This is a genomic window from Micromonospora craniellae, from assembly GCF_014764405.1.
GTDB classification, from domain to species: Bacteria; Actinomycetota; Actinomycetes; order Mycobacteriales; family Micromonosporaceae; genus Micromonospora; species Micromonospora craniellae.
On sequence record NZ_CP061725.1, the window covers coordinates 1139340 to 1153580 of the forward strand.

Genomic DNA, 14241 nt, shown 5'->3' on the forward strand with positions numbered 1-14241 from the left:
CCGGCGGCGGGCCGCGCCGGTGACGGCCCGCCTCGGATGGGGACTCAGTACTGTCCCGGACCCCGGGTCAGCGCCGTGCGGATGAGCCGGTCGATCAGCTTCGGGTACTCCAGCCCGGCCGCCGCCCACATCCGGGGGAACATCGACGTCGGCGTGAAGCCGGGCATCGTGTTGATCTCGTTGAGGTAGACGTCCAGCTCCGGGGTGACGAAGAAGTCGGCGCGGGCCAGGCCGGCGCAGTCCAGCGCGGTGAAGGCCCGGACGGCGTAGTCGCGTACCTGGCGGGTGACCCGGTCGGGCAGGTCGGCGGGGAGGTCGTACTCGCAGGCGGACTCTGCGTCGATGTACTTGGCCTCGAAGTCGTAGAACTCGTAGTCACCGACCACCCGCACCTCGGCGAGCACGGACGCCTCGGGCATCCCGCCGGCCTCGCCCTCCAGCACGCCGCACTCGATCTCGCGGCCGACGATGGCCCCCTCGACCAATACCTTGCTGTCGATCTCGCGGGCGACGGCGATGGCCGTCTCCAGGTCGGCCCAGTCGCTGACCTTGCTGATTCCGAACGAGGACCCGGCCCGGGAGGGCTTGACGAAGACCGGCAGGCCGAGTCGCTGCTTGTCCGCCTCGCCGAGCGTCATCCCGCTGCGCAGCACCGCGTACGGGCCGACCGGGATGCCCTCGGCGGCGCAGAGCTTCTTGGTGAACTCCTTGTCCATGGCGGCGGCCGAGGCGAACACCTTCGCCCCGACGTACGGGATGCCGGCCATCTCCAGCATGCCCTGGATGGTGCCGTCCTCGCCGTAGGAGCCGTGCAGCACCGGGAAGACCACGTCCACATCGGCCAGCGCGCGGGGCCCGTCGGCCGGGTCGAGCACCAGCAGGCCGCTGCCGGTCGGGTCGGCGCGCAGCACGACGTCCACACCGGACTCTGCGGTGATCTCCGGCAGCCGACGTGACCTGATCGCCAGTTGGGCGGGGTCGCCGGTGGTCAGCACCCACTGCCCGGCCCGGGTGATGCCCACCGGCACCACCTCGAACTCGTCGGGGTCCAGCGCGGCGAGCACGCTTCCGGCGCTGACGCAGGAGATGCCGTGTTCCGGGCTGCGGCCGCCGAAGACGATCGCCACGCGGGTCTTGCCTGGGGTGGTCACTGCGGTCACCTTTCCGGGACGCACTGCTGGCGCTCTCCCGGATGACCTTACTGTGCGTGGCGGGGTCGGGTGACCGATACCCGACGGGAACGCGGGATGGCCGCATTCGGTCAACGCGCCATATACGATGCGTTACCGGTCGGCCGTGACCAGCAGTGTCAGCCGACCAGCTGCCGCTCGCCGAACGCATGCCGTCGACCGATGGCGATGACCTTGACCCGCTGCCGGCCGGCCCGCACCATGCCCAGCGCCATGAACGCGCCGGCGATCCGGTCCGCCGCCTCCCGGCTGCTCGCGCCGACCACCTGGCGTCGACGCTCCGGGGCGACCCGCTCGTTGCGACCGTCCACCTCGTACGGACGGACGTCGGTCAGGACTACCAGGAAACGTGTCATCGCCGGCCGCCGAGGCGCTCGGCGCACACCCGCTGACCAGTTCGCACGTCGATTCCCTTCCGGTGGCCGACAACTGGCGCGGCACGCGGCGGCCGGGTACGGGGGAATAACCCGACCGCCGCGCGCCCCATCCCCTCCGGTCGCTCACCACCACCGTCGCCACGACAACCGGCGGTGAGGACGCGATAACAGAATGGCAGGTCCATGGGCATGAATGCAACTCTCACTGACGTTCTCTCATGTACACAGTCCCAAATACGTGCGACCATCGATGCATGGCACCGAAGACCGCTCGCGCTCGCCGGTTGGGCCTCGCGCTGCGCCACCACCGGGAAGCCGCCGGCCTCACCCTGGAAGCTGCGGCCGACGAGATCAACAGCACCCGTAGCACGCTGTCCCGCTACGAGAACGCGCAGACACTGGTCAACCCCGCCACCGTACGGGCGCTGCTCACCCTCTACGGCGTCAAGGCCGAGGAGGTCGCCGCCGCCGTCGCGCTGGCCAAGGACGCACGCAAGCCCGGCTGGTGGGTCTCCTACTCGTACCTGCTGGACCGGCGCACCATCGACTTCATCGCGTTGGAGGCCGAGGCCACCGGCATCGCCAACTTCGAGCCGTCGGTAATGCCGGGTCTGCTGCAGACCGCCGACTACATCCGCGCGGTGATGCGGGGCGGACCGCACACGCTCAGCGACAACGACGTCGAGGAGCGGGTCCATATGCGGCTCGACCGGCAACAACGGGTCTTCGAGCAGGATCCGCCGATCTTCGACGCGATCCTCGACGAGGCCGCGCTGCTACGCCCGGTCGGCGACGGGTCGGCCATGCAGGGGCAGCTCAACCATCTGCTCAAGATGAGCGAACTGCCGAACATCACCGTGCAGGTGATCCCGTTGGTCGCCGGCTACCACCGGGGCACCCGAGGTTCGCTGCACATCCTCGAGTTCGCCGACCCGGAGGACCCGATCATCGCCTCCGTGGAGACCGTCGCCGGGCAGATGATCCTGGACCGGCCCGGCGAGCTGCGCACCTGCACCAAGATCATGGAACACCTGCGGACCGTCGCGCTCAGCCCGGCGGCCAGCCGCGACCTACTCCTGAACCTGAAGGGACGGTAAGAGGATGACACCGACGACCAACACCGTGGTGGCCGTGACCGGGTGGCGCAAGAGCAGCCACAGCGGTGACGAGGGAGCCTGCGTGGAGGTGGCGGTCGTTCCCGGGACGGTGGCCGTACGCGACTCCAAGGACCCGGACGGCCCGCTGCTGCATTTCCCGCCGGCCGCCTGGACCGCCTTCGCCCAGGCACCCCCGACCTGCTGAACCGGGTCCACACCCCCCGGAGCCGTACCACCGCGAGCTGACCCCCCAGAACCGCTGACCGGGCCGGTAAGGGCACCGCCGGCCCGGTCAGCCCTGGATCAGTCGCCGACCAGCGGCGGTGGTGCCGGCAGGTCCCGGGCCGCCTCCAGCGCGGCGAGCGCGACGCCCCGCGCACCGGCCATGTCGCGCTCCGGCACCAGTGCGAACGTGGCCAGCGCGGCCTGCTCCGCGCGGAGCGCGGTGTGCTCGCGTACCGCCGTGAGGAACCAGTCACGGAACTCCGGGGCCGTCTCCACCACGCCACCACCGACGAAGTAGGCATGCGGATCGGTGAAGTTCGCCGTGATGGTGAACAGCGCACCGAGTGCCCGCGCCTGCTGCGCGAAGATCTCCCGGGCCAGTTCGTCGCCGCGCTCGCCGTACCCGCGCACCAGCTTGGCCGCCCGGGCCGGTGGCTCGGCCGCCAACGGGTGCCCCGGGAACCGCGTCAACCAGTACGGCAGCAGGTTGCGCCCGATCGCGGTCAGCGAGGCCACGCTCTCCACGTCACCGACGAAACCGCAGGCGCAGGTCGGCACCGGCTGCTCCGGGGCCAGCACGGTGGTCAGCGGGATCTGCACGTGCCCCAGCTCGCCGGCCATGCCGGCCGCACCGGACACCACCCGACCGTTCTCCACCACACCGCCGCCCAGCCCGGTGCCGACGATCGCCGCCACCGACGACCGCTGCATCGCGTCGGTGCCGAAGTGCACGTGGTGGGCGTAGAGCGCGGCGGCGTTGCCGTCGTTGTGATAGACCACCGGCAGCCCGAGCCGGCGTTCCAGCGCCCCCCGCACATCGTACCCGCGCCAGGCCGGCTGGGAAAAGTTCGTCGAGCCCTTCGACGAGATCACCCCGGTGGCGCTGGCCGGGCCCGGCGTGTCCAGCCCGACCGCCCGGACCGACTCGCGGGGCACACCTGCGCGAGTCAGTACGCCGTCGAAGGCCCGCGCCATCGCCGCCACCGCCGCCTCCGGCCCGGCCTGCACCTCGCTGGGCGTCTCCACCAGCTCGTCCACCAGGAACCGCCCGTCGAGGGTCAGGACCGTGGTGTTGTTGCTCGTACCCCCGTTGTCGATCCCGACGACCACCGGCACCGTTGCGCCATCCACCGAAACCCGCCTCCCGTCGTCCGAACCTGACGCGAGGTTAGTTCTCGGTCCGCCGGCCTGCCATGCCCGCCGGGCCGTTCCTGCGGTGCCCGGCACAGGCCGGCCGGCAGGCGGTCATCACGGTGGCCCCCAGATCGCCGTCACGGACCACCTCCGGCACCAGCCCGACACCGGTCAGCACCGTCCGCAACTCGTCCACCTGGTCCTCCCCCACCTCCACCACCAGGTGCCCGCCCGGCGCGAGCCACCGCGGCGCGGTGGTGGCGACCCGGCGCAGCACCGCCAGGCCGTCCGGGCCGCCGTCCAGCGCCACCGGTGCCTCGTGCCAGCGGGACTCGGGCGGCAGCAACGGCAGCGCCGTCGTCGGCACGTACGGGGCGTTCGCCACCACCAGGTCCAGAGCACCCCGGCAGGCGGCCGGCAGCGGCGCGAAGAGGTCACCGCAGAGCACCGGCACCGCCAGGTCGGCCAGGTTCCGCCGGGCACAGGCCACCGCCGTCGGATCCAGGTCGACCGCGGCCACCAGCCGGGGCGTGGTGAGCCGACCGGCCAGCGCGCTGGTCACCGCGCCGGAACCGCAACACAGCTCCACCACGGTCGCCGCCGGTCCGGTCACCGCCACGGCGGCCGAGACCAGCAACGCGGTACGCGACCGGGGCACGAAGACCCCCGGGCGTACGCCGATCCGCTCGCCGCAGAACTCCGCCCAGCCGAGCAGATGCTCCAAGGGTTCACCCGCGACCCGCCGGTCGACCAGACCGGCCAACGCCTCCGGGCTGTCCGCCCCCTCCACCAGCAGCCGGCTCTCGTCCTCGGCCCAGACACAACCCGCCTCCCGCAGCCGGCGCACCAGGGCGTCGAACTCGGCCGGGGAGACGGGCCGCATCAGGTTGCCGCGTCCAGTGCGGCCGTGACGTCGGCGACCAGGTCGACGGTGTCCTCCACCCCGCAGGAGAGCCGGACGAAGCCGGGTGGGGTGTCGTCGCCCCACTGCGCCCGCCGGTCGGCGGTGGTGTGCAGGCCGCCGAACGAGGTCGCCGCGCCGACCAGCCGGGCCGCGTCGAGGAACCGGGCGACCCGCTCGGCACCACCCAGGTCGAAGGAGAGTACCCCCGGCATCCGCCGCATCTGCCGCGACGCCACCGGGTACGCCGGGTCGTCCGGCAGGCCAGGCCAGCGCACCCCCGTCACGTCGGGGCGGGCCGCGAGCAGCCGGGCCAGCGCCTCCGCGTTCGCCGTCTGCCGGGCCAGTCGCAGGTCGAGGGTGGCCAGCGACCGGTGGGCCAGCCAGGCGTCGAACGCCCCGGGCACCGCCCCGGTGACCGTCCGCCACGCGGTGGCCTGTTCCAGCAGCGGGGCCGACCGGGTGGCGAGGTAGCCGAGCAGCAGGTCGGAGTGCCCGGTCAAGGCTTTGGCGCCGGAGGCCACCACCAGGTTCGCGCCGAGGTCCAGCGGGCGCTGGCCGAGCGGCGTGGCGGTGGTGTTGTCCACCGCCAGCAGGGCACCGGCCGTGTGTGCCCGCTCGGCCAGGGCGGGCAGGTCCACCACGTCCAGGCCCGGGTTGGCCGGTGTCTCCACCAGCACCAGGCGTACGCCGGTGAAGTCCGGGTAGGGCCCGGCGGTCGGCGCGAACAGCACCCGTACCCCGTTGCCGGCCAACGTGTCGGTGGCGAACGCGCGCACCGGGAAGTAGCCGTCGGCGGGCAGCACCACGGTGTCACCGGCCCGCAGCACCGCCAGCAGCAGGCCGGTGATCGCCGCCTGGCCACTGGCGAAGACCCGGCAGTCGCCGCCCTCCAGCTCGCCGATCGCCGCCTCCAGCAGCCGGCGGGTCGGGTTGTCCGGCCGCCCGTAGCCGTTCGGCGCCGCCGCCGGTCCCTGCCACGGGTCCAGGTGGTACGGCGCGGCGAAGACCGGACCGGGCAGGAACGGCGCGCCGGGCGTCGGCTCGGGCAGACCCGCGTGTACGCACCGGGTGCCGTCACCGGCGGACCGATCGTCCTCCTTCGGGAGGCGGAAACCCTCGTCGTCCACGGTGCTCACTCCGGCTTGGTGGTGCGGCTCATCAGGGCCCGGACCGCGCGGCGCGGATCGACCCCCTCGTGGCAGACCAGCTCGACCTGCTCGGTGATCGGCATCTCCACCCCGTGCGCGCGGGCCAGGTCCCGGATCGCCAGCGCGCTCTTGACCCCCTCGGCGGTCTGCCGGGTGGCCACCCGCGCCTCCTCCAGCGTGGCGCCCCGACCCAGGTGCTCGCCGAAGGTGCGGTTGCGGGCCGACGGGGACGAGCAGGAGGCGACCAGATCGCCCATGCCGGCCAGGCCGGCGAAGGTGAGCGGGTCGGCGCCGAGGGCCACCCCGAGCCGGGCGGTCTCGGCCAGCCCACGGGTGACCAGCATCGCGCGGGTGTTGTGCCCGAACCCCATCGCGGTGGCGATGCCGTACGCCAGGGCGATCACGTTCTTCACCGCCCCGCCCAGCTCACAGCCGACCACGTCGTCGTTGGTGTACGGACGGAAGTACGGCGTGGTGATCGAGTGCTGCACCTGCGCGGCGCGGTCGGCGTCGGTGCCGGCGACCACGGTGGCGGCCGGCTGCTCGGCCGCGATCTCCGGCGCCAGGTTGGGCCCGGAGACCACCACCACGCGATCCGCCGCCACCCCGGCGGTCTCGACGATGACCTCGCTCATCCGCTTGGTGGTGCCGAGCTCGATACCCTTCATCAGCGAGACCAGGGTGGCGTCGGGGTGCAGGTGACCGACCCACTCGGCGAGGTTGCCGCGCAGCGTCTGCGAGGGCACCGCCAGCACCACCATCTCGGCGCCCTCGATCGCCTCGGCGGCGTCACCGGTGCCGGTGACCCGCTGCGGCAGCACCACTCCCGGCAGGTACTCCGGGTTGCGTCGCTCGTCCCGGAGGACGTCGGCGATGGCCTGCCGCCGCGCCCAGATCGTGACGTCCCGCCCGGCGTCACCGAGGATCTTGGCGAACGCCGTCCCCCACGACCCGGCCCCCAGCACCGCCACATGCCCGCTCTGCTGCGCGCCGCCACGGGGCTGACGCTCGCTCATGCCGACGCTCCGCTTCGCTGCGCGCCGCCACGAGACACCCCGCACCGATGACTCACTCGCTGACGCTCGCTCATGACGCTGCCTCGGGGCGGTCGGCGTTGGCGCGGGAGGTGCGCTGCCAGAGCGGCGGGGGTGTGCCGCCCCGGATCTCGGCGAGCAGGTCCCGCACCCGCAGCATGATCACGTCGGTCATCTCCTCGAGCACCTGCCGGCTCGGCGCTGACCCGGCCCAGTGGCTCAGGTCGACCGGCGGCCCGGCCACCACGGTCACCGGGATGCGGGGGCGCGGGTTGAGCCGGGCACGGCGCGGGTCGAACATCTGCTCCGGCCCCCACATCGCCACCGGCACGACCGGGGCACCGGTGGTCAGTGCCAGCCGGGCCGCGCCGGTCTTGCCCTTCATCGGCCACAGGTCCGGCTCCCGGCTGGTGGTGCCCTCCGGATAGATGATCACCGCCGCGCCCTCGCTCAGGGCTTTGACCAACGCGTCCAGCGACTTGACCGCGTCGACCGAGCCGCGCTCCACCGGGATCTGGCGGCACCGGTGCAGGATCCAGCCGATTACCGGAACCTTGAACACGCTCGCCTTGCCGAGGAACTGCGGCCACCGACCGGCGTCATAGACGAAGTGCGCCGACACCAGCGGATCGGCGTGCGAGATGTGGTTCGCCACGATGATCACCGGGCCGTCCTGCGGCAGGTACTCCATGCCCCGCCAGGTACGCCGGGTCCATACGGTCACCACCGGCTTGACCAGCACCACGGCGAACCTCCGCCAGAACCCCAGCCTGCGCCGACCCACCGTGCCTCCTCGTGCCCACCCCGACCCGCCCACCGGAGACCTCCGGTGACGCCCGCAGCCGAAATCATGCCTGTTCGCCCCCGGTACGGCCAGTGAGGGTACCGCCGTCGGGCTGGCAGGATGACAGGTGTGAGTCAGCCCTGGACCGTGGTGGTGCCGGTCAAGCGCCTGGTCGCCGCGAAGTCGCGGCTGCGTGGCGGGCTGCCCGGCGTACCGCACGAGGAGCTGGCGCTGGCGCTCGTGGCCGACACCCTCGACGCGGTGCGGGCCTGTCCCGAGGTGGTCGAGGTGCTCGTGGTCACCGACGACGCCCGGGTCCGCGCCGAGGCCCTCGCGGCCACCGCCCGGGTGCTGCCGGACGTCCCGGACGCCGGCCTCAACGCCGCGTTCCGGCACGGCGCGGCACAGGTGTCCGGCCCGGTGGCCGGGATCACCGCCGACCTTCCCGCGCTGCGCCCGGCCGAGCTCGCGGCGGCGCTGCGCGCGGTGGGGGAGGCGCCGCCCGGCGTCCGCTGCTACGTGGCCGACGCGCCGGGCGCCGGCACCGTGCTGCTGGCCGCGCCGGCGGGCGTACCCCTTCGGCCGTGCTTCGGGCCCGGCTCGGCCACGGCGCACGCGGCGAGCGGCGCCCGGCCGCTGGCCGGCGACTGGCCGAGCCTGCGCCGGGACGTGGACACCCCGGACGACCTGGCCGCCGCCGCCCGGCTCGGGCTCGGGCCGCGCACCGCGCGACTGGCCGCCGGCTGCCTCACCGGCTGAGCTCCCCCGCCGGTGTACGGTGCTGGGCATGCAGGGCACGGTGGCGACCTTCGACGCGGCGACCCGCAGCGGGCTGCTGCTGCTCGACGACGGCACCGAGCTGTCCTTCCCGGCCCGCGCCTTCGACGCCTCCGGGCTGCGGCTGCTCCGGCTCGGCCAGCGGGTCCGCGTCGAGACCGACGCCGCCGGAGACGTGGTTCGCGTGACCCTGCCGACGATGTCCTGAGGCAACCCAGCGAAAGTTCATTTTGCGTTAACCCGAGTCGGGTGATTATGAGCAGGTGAGCACCCCTCGCGAACGTAACGCCAGCCCCGCCGGCACCGACGACCACACCAGCCGCGACGCAGAGCGCCCCCGAGGATCCGACGGGCGCTTCCGCCGTACCCGGCCGGCGACCGACCTGGCCGGCACCGACCCGGCCGCCGCCTCCACCGGGCTGGAGGAGGTGCTCGATCCGGTAACCGAGCCGGGCGCAACCGGACCCTCCGGCGGCGAGCCGCCGCCGGTCCGGCCGCTGCCGGAGGACCGGTTCCTCAACCGGGAGCTGTCCTGGCTCGACTTCAACGCCCGGGTCCTGGCGCTGGCCGAGGACCCGCACACCCCGCTGCTGGAACGGGCGAAGTTCCTGGCCATCTTCGCCAGCAACCTCGACGAGTTCTACATGGTGCGGGTGGCCGGGCTCAAGCGTCGGCTCTCCGCCGGCCTGCCGGTACGTGGCGGTGACGGGATGCCGCTGCGTACCCAGTTGGCGCTGGTCGCCGAGAAGGCCGCCACCCTGGTCACCCGGCACGCCACCTGCTCCGTCGACGACGTGCTGCCCAAGCTGGCCGACGAGGGCATCCGGATCCTGCGCTGGTCCGACCTGGGCGACGCCGAGCGGGAACGGCTGCGCACCTACTTCCGGGAGCAGATCTTCCCGGTGCTCACCCCGCTCGCGGTCGACCCGGCGCACCCGTTCCCGTACATCTCCGGCCGGTCCCTGAACCTGGCCGTCTCGGTACGCGACCCGGACGGCGGGCCGGAGCTGTTCGCCCGGGTGAAGGTGCCCAACAACGTGCCCCGGTTCGTCCGGGTCGACCGGGACCAGCCCGGCGTGCGGATGGTGCCGGTGGAGGACGTCATCTCGGTGCACCTCGGCCAACTCTTCTCCGGCATGCAGGTGGTGGAGTGCCACCTGTTCCGGGTCACCCGCAACGCCGAGGTGGAGGTGGACGAGGACCGCGACGAGGACCTGCTCCAGGCGCTGGAACGGGAGCTGGCCCGGCGTCGCTTCGGTCCGCCGGTGCGGCTGGAGGTGGCCGCCTCGATCTCCGACCACATGCTGGAGCTGCTCGTCCGGGAACTGGACATGGACGCCCAGGACGTGCTGCGGGTCCGCGGGCTGCTCGACCTCTCCGCGCTCTGGCAGTTGTACGGCGAGGCCGACCGGCCCGACCTGAAGGACCCTCCGTTCGTGCCGGCCACCCATCCCCGGCTCGCCGAGGGCGAGGTGCCGCGCAGCGTCTTCGCCACCCTGCGCGACGGAGACGTGCTGGTGCACCACCCGTACCACTCCTTCGCCACCAGCGTGCAACGCTTCGTCGAGCAGGCCGCCGCCGATCCGAACGTGCTGGCCATCAAGCAGACGCTCTACCGCACCAGCGGCGACTCACCGATCGTGGACGCGCTGGTCGACGCCGCCGCCGCAGGCAAGCAGGTGGTGGTGCTGGTCGAGCTGAAGGCACGGTTCGACGAGGTGGCCAACATCGGTTGGGCCCGCACCTTGGAACGGGCCGGCTGTCACGTGGTCTACGGCCTGGTCGGGCTCAAGACGCACTGCAAGACCGCGCTGGTGGTACGCCAGGAGGGCAACCAGATCCGGCGCTACTGCCACATCGGCACCGGCAACTACCACCCGAAGACGGCCCGGCTGTACGAGGACTTCGGCATGCTCACCGCCGACCCGGAGATCGGGGCCGACCTCACCGACCTGTTCAACGTGCTGACCGGCTACAGCCGGCAGACCGCTTACCGGCGGCTGCTGGTGGCGCCGCAGGGCATCCGCAGTGGCCTGATCGAACGGATCGAGCGGGAGGTCGCCCACGTCCGGCTGGGTATGCCGGGGCTCGTGCAGTTCAAGGTGAACTCGCTGGTCGACGAGGAGATCACCGACGCGTTGTACCGGGCCTCCCAGGCCGGTGTCCACGTCGACCTCATCATCCGGGGCATGTGCACGTTGCGTCCCGGCGTACCCGGGCTGTCGGAGAACATCCGGGTACGGTCCATCCTCGGCCGGTTCCTGGAACACTCCCGGGTCTTCCGGTTCGGCAACAACGGCGACGCCGAGTTCTGGATCGGCTCCGCCGACCTGATGCACCGCAACCTGGACCGGCGGGTCGAGGCACTGGTGCAGGTCAGCGACCCGGTGGCCCGGGCCGAGTTGGACCAGGTGCTGGCTGCCGCGATGAGCCCCGACATCGACGCGTTCGAGTTGGCGGCCGACGGGAGCTGGACCCGGCGTACCGGCACGACCGACGCGCCGCCGCCCCACCTGCAGGGGATGCTGCTGCGTCGGGTCGGCAGCACCGCCGGGTGAGCGTCGCCGGAATAGGCTGAGTGGATGGTCGAGGAGGAACGGCGACGGACCGGATGACCGACGTGTTCGAGATCCGGGCGGCCGGCGGGGTGGTGTGGCGGCCCGGAACGCACGACGACGTCCAGGTCTGCCTGGTGCACCGCCCCCGGTACGGCGACTGGACGCTGCCCAAGGGCAAGCTGGAGCCGGGCGAGCACCCGTTGACGGCCGCCGTGCGGGAGGTCGCCGAGGAGGCCGATGCCCGGGCCACGCCCGAGGTACGCCTGACGTCGGTGCGGTACCGCAGCGAGGGGCGACTCAAGGAGGTCGACTACTGGTCGATGCGGGCGGTAGGCGCCGGTGGATTCCAACCGAACACCGAGGTCGACGCGGTGCGCTGGCTCGACGTGGACGACGCGGTGGCGCTGGTCAGCTACCCGCACGACGCGGAGGTGCTGGCCGCGTTCGCCGCGCTGCCGCGGGTCACCGCCACCATGGTGCTGGTTCGCCACGGCCACGCCGGCAAGCGGTTGACCTGGTCCGGCCCGGACACGGCCCGGCCGTTGGACGCCCGTGGCTGGTCGCAGGCGCGCGCGTTGGCGCCGCTGATCGCGCTGACCCGGCCGAGTCGGCTGCTGTCGGCGTCAGCGCGCCGTTGCGTACAGACCCTGGACCCGGCCGCCGCGACGCTGGACCTGCCGATCGAGATCAGCGGCGACCTGGACGAGCCCTTCGCCGGCCAGCAGCCCGACGAACGGGTGCTCGCGGCGGCGGCGCGGATGGCCGCGCTGGCCGCCTCCGGTGCGCGTACGGCGGTGTGTGGCCAGGGCAAGGTGATCCCGGGCGCGCTGGAACGTCTCGCCGGGCAGACCGGCGACTACCACACCGACAAGGGCGCGGGCTGGTTGCTCGCCTTCACCGGCGATCGCCTCGTCGCCGCCGACCGGCTCTGATCCGACGTCAGCTGGCACCGCCGGGCAGGGTGAGGGTGACCGCGACCGGCAGGTGGTCGCTGGCGGTGCCGGGCATCGCGACAGCCTCCGAGGCGACCAGGTCGGGCGAGACGAAGACGTGGTCGATCTGCTCGCGTGGGTCGTCGGCCGGGCTGGTCGGCAACGGGCGGGCGGCGGCGAACGCGTCGACCAGACCGGCGTCGGTGAGCGCGGCGAAGGCCGGGTCACCCGGCTCGGTGTTGAAGTCACCGGCGACCACCAGCGGCAGGCCGTCGGCGTACTCGGTGGCGAAGTCGGCGACGGCGCGGGCCTGGACCACCGGGTCCGCGCCGGGCGGTGGTTGCAGGTGGGTGCTCACCACGGCCAGGCGTACGCCCTCGCTGAAGTCCACGGTGACGCCGAGCGCCTGCGCGCCGGTGGGTGCGCCCACGGCGGGCAACACCCGGGTCCGGGCCCGGCCCACCAACCAGCGGCTGAGCACCGCGTCACCCCAGAGCGCGTCGGCGGCCGGCGCGAAGACGTAGGGCAGGCCCAGCCGGTCGGAGAGCAGGTGCAGGGTGTCGTGGCCGCCGTTGAGCAGCCAGCCCCGGTCCACCTCGCTGAGCACGACCACGTCGGCTCCCCTGACCGCCCGTTCCAGCGCGGTCAGGTCGAACCGGCCGTCCATGCCGAAGCCCATCCGGATGTTGTAGGCCACCACCCGTACCTGCTCCGGCGGACCGGGCCGATTGGTCGCCATCGGCCACGGCTCGTGCAGCACCGCGGCGGCGAAGGCGGTCAGCGTGGCGAGCGCGGCGATCGGCACCGCGGGCAGCCGGGCGAAGGCGCGGGACTCCCGGGCCGTTGAGACAGCCGCTGGGGCGACGGACTCCTCGGTGGCCGGTGCGGCCGGACGGGGCCGTAAACGGCCCTCCAGCGCGATCAGGCCGGTCAGGACGGCCACCAGGGCCGGCAGCCACCCGTTGGGGTAGCCGAGGTCGTAGGCGGCGTAGTAGAGCACCGAGACGACCGCGAAGACGAGCATCCCGCCCACCACGGCGTATCCCCGCCGGCTCGCGGCCCGCGCCGTCGGCCCGGCGGCGCCGTCGGCCAGCGCGAGGCAGCCCCCCAGACCGGCGGCGCTGAGCAGTACGGCGACGGCCAGCAGCGACGGCGGGCCGTACCCGAACAGCAGGGCCCCGGCCAGCAGCAGAGCCGGCCACACCAGCCGGGCGCGTGGCCGGGGCGGGGCCAGGGCGGCGAGCAGGAGCAGTGCCACCGCCACACCGAGCGGCGCGAACGCGAACAGCGGTGTCGAGGCGGTGCCCGCCTCCCCGAACCAGAAGGACGTCGCGGTGCTCACCACCGCCGGTGACAGCGCCACCATGCCGCCCAGCACCAGCGCCGGCCCGGTGAGCAGCCACGCCCGGACGTGTGGCACCGGCGTCGACTCACCGCGGCGACGGGCGAGCAGGACCTCACCGGCGAGCAGCGCCGCCACCGTCGCACCGCCGGCCACCCACGCCGCCCAACTCCCCCGCCAGACCAGGTCGTACGTGCCGACGAGCACGTGCCCGAGCGCCGCGGCGGCCAGTCCGAGCGCCAGTCCGGGTACCGCGCGCTCGCCCCGGGCGGCGGTCGCGGCGAGCCACACCAGACCCGCGAGCAGGCCGGCGCTGGCGAGCCAGAGCTGCGCCCAGCCGCCGGGCCCGGCGGTCAGCGCGAGCCGGGCGGCGCCCAGCAGCGCCACGGCCACCACGCCGACGACGCGGCTGCCGACCAGCCGGACGAGTGGCGGCGCGGCGAGCGCCAGCACGAACCAGCCGAGGGCGAACGCACCGAGCAGTTCGGCCGGGGTCGACGCGGCCTGCCCGAAGATGGTGATGACCGACGGCAGGAAGACGCGCAGCACGTCGGTCAGGACGACGAGGCCGAGTGCCAGGGTGGCGGTACCGAGATGGCGGTGACGCAGCACGGTTCCTCTTTCGCCGAGGGGTGGTCCGGCGATTCTGGGCCTCGTGCCCCGCTCCGTCAACGCCGTGGGTCCGGACCTCAGGTCGCGGACCCACGGACATGGCGAGGGCGCCCACCGGTGCGGCGGA

General features: G+C 73.2%; 14 protein-coding genes. 6 read left to right on the plus strand and 8 right to left on the minus strand.

Annotated elements, in window-relative coordinates; translation table 11 throughout:
• Positions 1-44 precede the first annotated feature (44 nt).
• Both ID554_RS05205 and ID554_RS05210 read right to left on the minus strand, forming a co-directional pair.
• Positions 45-1151, minus strand: a complete 1107-nt coding sequence (locus tag ID554_RS05205; RefSeq protein ID WP_117226757.1) for a D-alanine--D-alanine ligase family protein — start codon at positions 1149-1151, stop codon at positions 45-47.
• A 158-nt stretch (positions 1152-1309) separates the two neighbouring features.
• Positions 1310-1546, minus strand: a complete 237-nt coding sequence (locus ID554_RS05210) for a hypothetical protein (RefSeq protein ID WP_117226758.1) — start codon at positions 1544-1546, stop codon at positions 1310-1312.
• Between the two features lie 275 nt (positions 1547-1821).
• On the opposite strand from ID554_RS05210, the gene ID554_RS05215 reads away from it, so the two are divergent.
• Both ID554_RS05215 and ID554_RS05220 read left to right on the plus strand, forming a co-directional pair.
• Positions 1822-2664, plus strand: a complete 843-nt coding sequence (locus tag ID554_RS05215) for a helix-turn-helix domain-containing protein (protein WP_117226759.1) — start codon at positions 1822-1824, stop codon at positions 2662-2664.
• A 4-nt stretch (positions 2665-2668) separates the two neighbouring features.
• On the plus strand, positions 2669-2869 hold the full coding sequence (locus ID554_RS05220; protein WP_117226760.1) for a DUF397 domain-containing protein: 201 nt from the start codon (positions 2669-2671) through the stop codon (positions 2867-2869).
• Positions 2870-2967: 98 nt separating this feature from the next.
• Here the strand turns inward: ID554_RS05220 and ID554_RS05225 are convergent, their stop codons facing one another.
• From ID554_RS05225 to ID554_RS05245, 5 genes are all read right to left on the minus strand, one after another.
• On the minus strand, positions 2968-4020 hold the full coding sequence (locus tag ID554_RS05225) for an ROK family protein (RefSeq protein ID WP_117226761.1): 1053 nt from the start codon (positions 4018-4020) through the stop codon (positions 2968-2970).
• A gap of 37 nt (positions 4021-4057) precedes the next feature.
• Entirely contained in the window at positions 4058-4906 is an 849-nt protein-coding gene (locus ID554_RS05230; RefSeq protein ID WP_117226762.1) for a putative protein N(5)-glutamine methyltransferase, read from the minus strand.
• Positions 4906-6054 carry a cystathionine gamma-lyase gene (locus ID554_RS05235; RefSeq protein WP_117226816.1) on the minus strand — a complete coding sequence of 383 codons (1149 nt, stop codon included), beginning with the start codon at positions 6052-6054 and terminating at the stop codon, positions 4906-4908. Before ID554_RS05235 ends, ID554_RS05230 begins: the two co-directional genes overlap by 1 nt.
• Before the next feature lie 5 nt (positions 6055-6059).
• A complete protein-coding gene (locus tag ID554_RS05240; protein WP_117226763.1) occupies positions 6060-7091 on the minus strand; it encodes an NAD(P)H-dependent glycerol-3-phosphate dehydrogenase in 1032 nt (343 codons plus the stop codon).
• A 70-nt stretch (positions 7092-7161) separates the two neighbouring features.
• Positions 7162-7893: a lysophospholipid acyltransferase family protein gene (locus tag ID554_RS05245; protein WP_117226764.1), complete on the minus strand. Its 732-nt coding sequence runs from the start codon at positions 7891-7893 to the stop codon at positions 7162-7164.
• 129 nt (positions 7894-8022) lie between these two features.
• Here ID554_RS05245 and cofC point away from each other — a divergent pair, with 129 nt between their 5' ends.
• From cofC to ID554_RS05265, 4 genes are read left to right on the plus strand one after another with little or no spacing between them, the layout of a single operon-like run.
• Positions 8023-8652: a 2-phospho-L-lactate guanylyltransferase gene (gene cofC / locus ID554_RS05250; protein ID WP_117226765.1), complete on the plus strand. Its 630-nt coding sequence runs from the start codon at positions 8023-8025 to the stop codon at positions 8650-8652.
• A gap of 28 nt (positions 8653-8680) precedes the next feature.
• Positions 8681-8878, plus strand: a complete 198-nt coding sequence (locus ID554_RS05255; RefSeq protein ID WP_191088721.1) for a cold-shock protein — start codon at positions 8681-8683, stop codon at positions 8876-8878.
• A gap of 55 nt (positions 8879-8933) precedes the next feature.
• The gene (locus tag ID554_RS05260) at positions 8934-11228 is read left to right on the plus strand and encodes an RNA degradosome polyphosphate kinase (RefSeq protein ID WP_117226767.1); all 2295 of its coding nucleotides are present in this window, start codon (positions 8934-8936) and stop codon (positions 11226-11228) included.
• A gap of 53 nt (positions 11229-11281) precedes the next feature.
• On the plus strand, positions 11282-12160 hold the full coding sequence (locus ID554_RS05265; protein ID WP_117226768.1) for an NUDIX hydrolase: 879 nt from the start codon (positions 11282-11284) through the stop codon (positions 12158-12160).
• 7 nt (positions 12161-12167) lie between these two features.
• Here ID554_RS05265 and ID554_RS05270 read toward each other — a convergent pair whose 3' ends face one another.
• Complete coding sequence (locus tag ID554_RS05270) at positions 12168-14114, minus strand: endonuclease/exonuclease/phosphatase family protein (protein ID WP_223884442.1); 1947 nt, start codon at positions 14112-14114, stop codon at positions 12168-12170.
• Positions 14115-14241 lie beyond the last annotated feature (127 nt).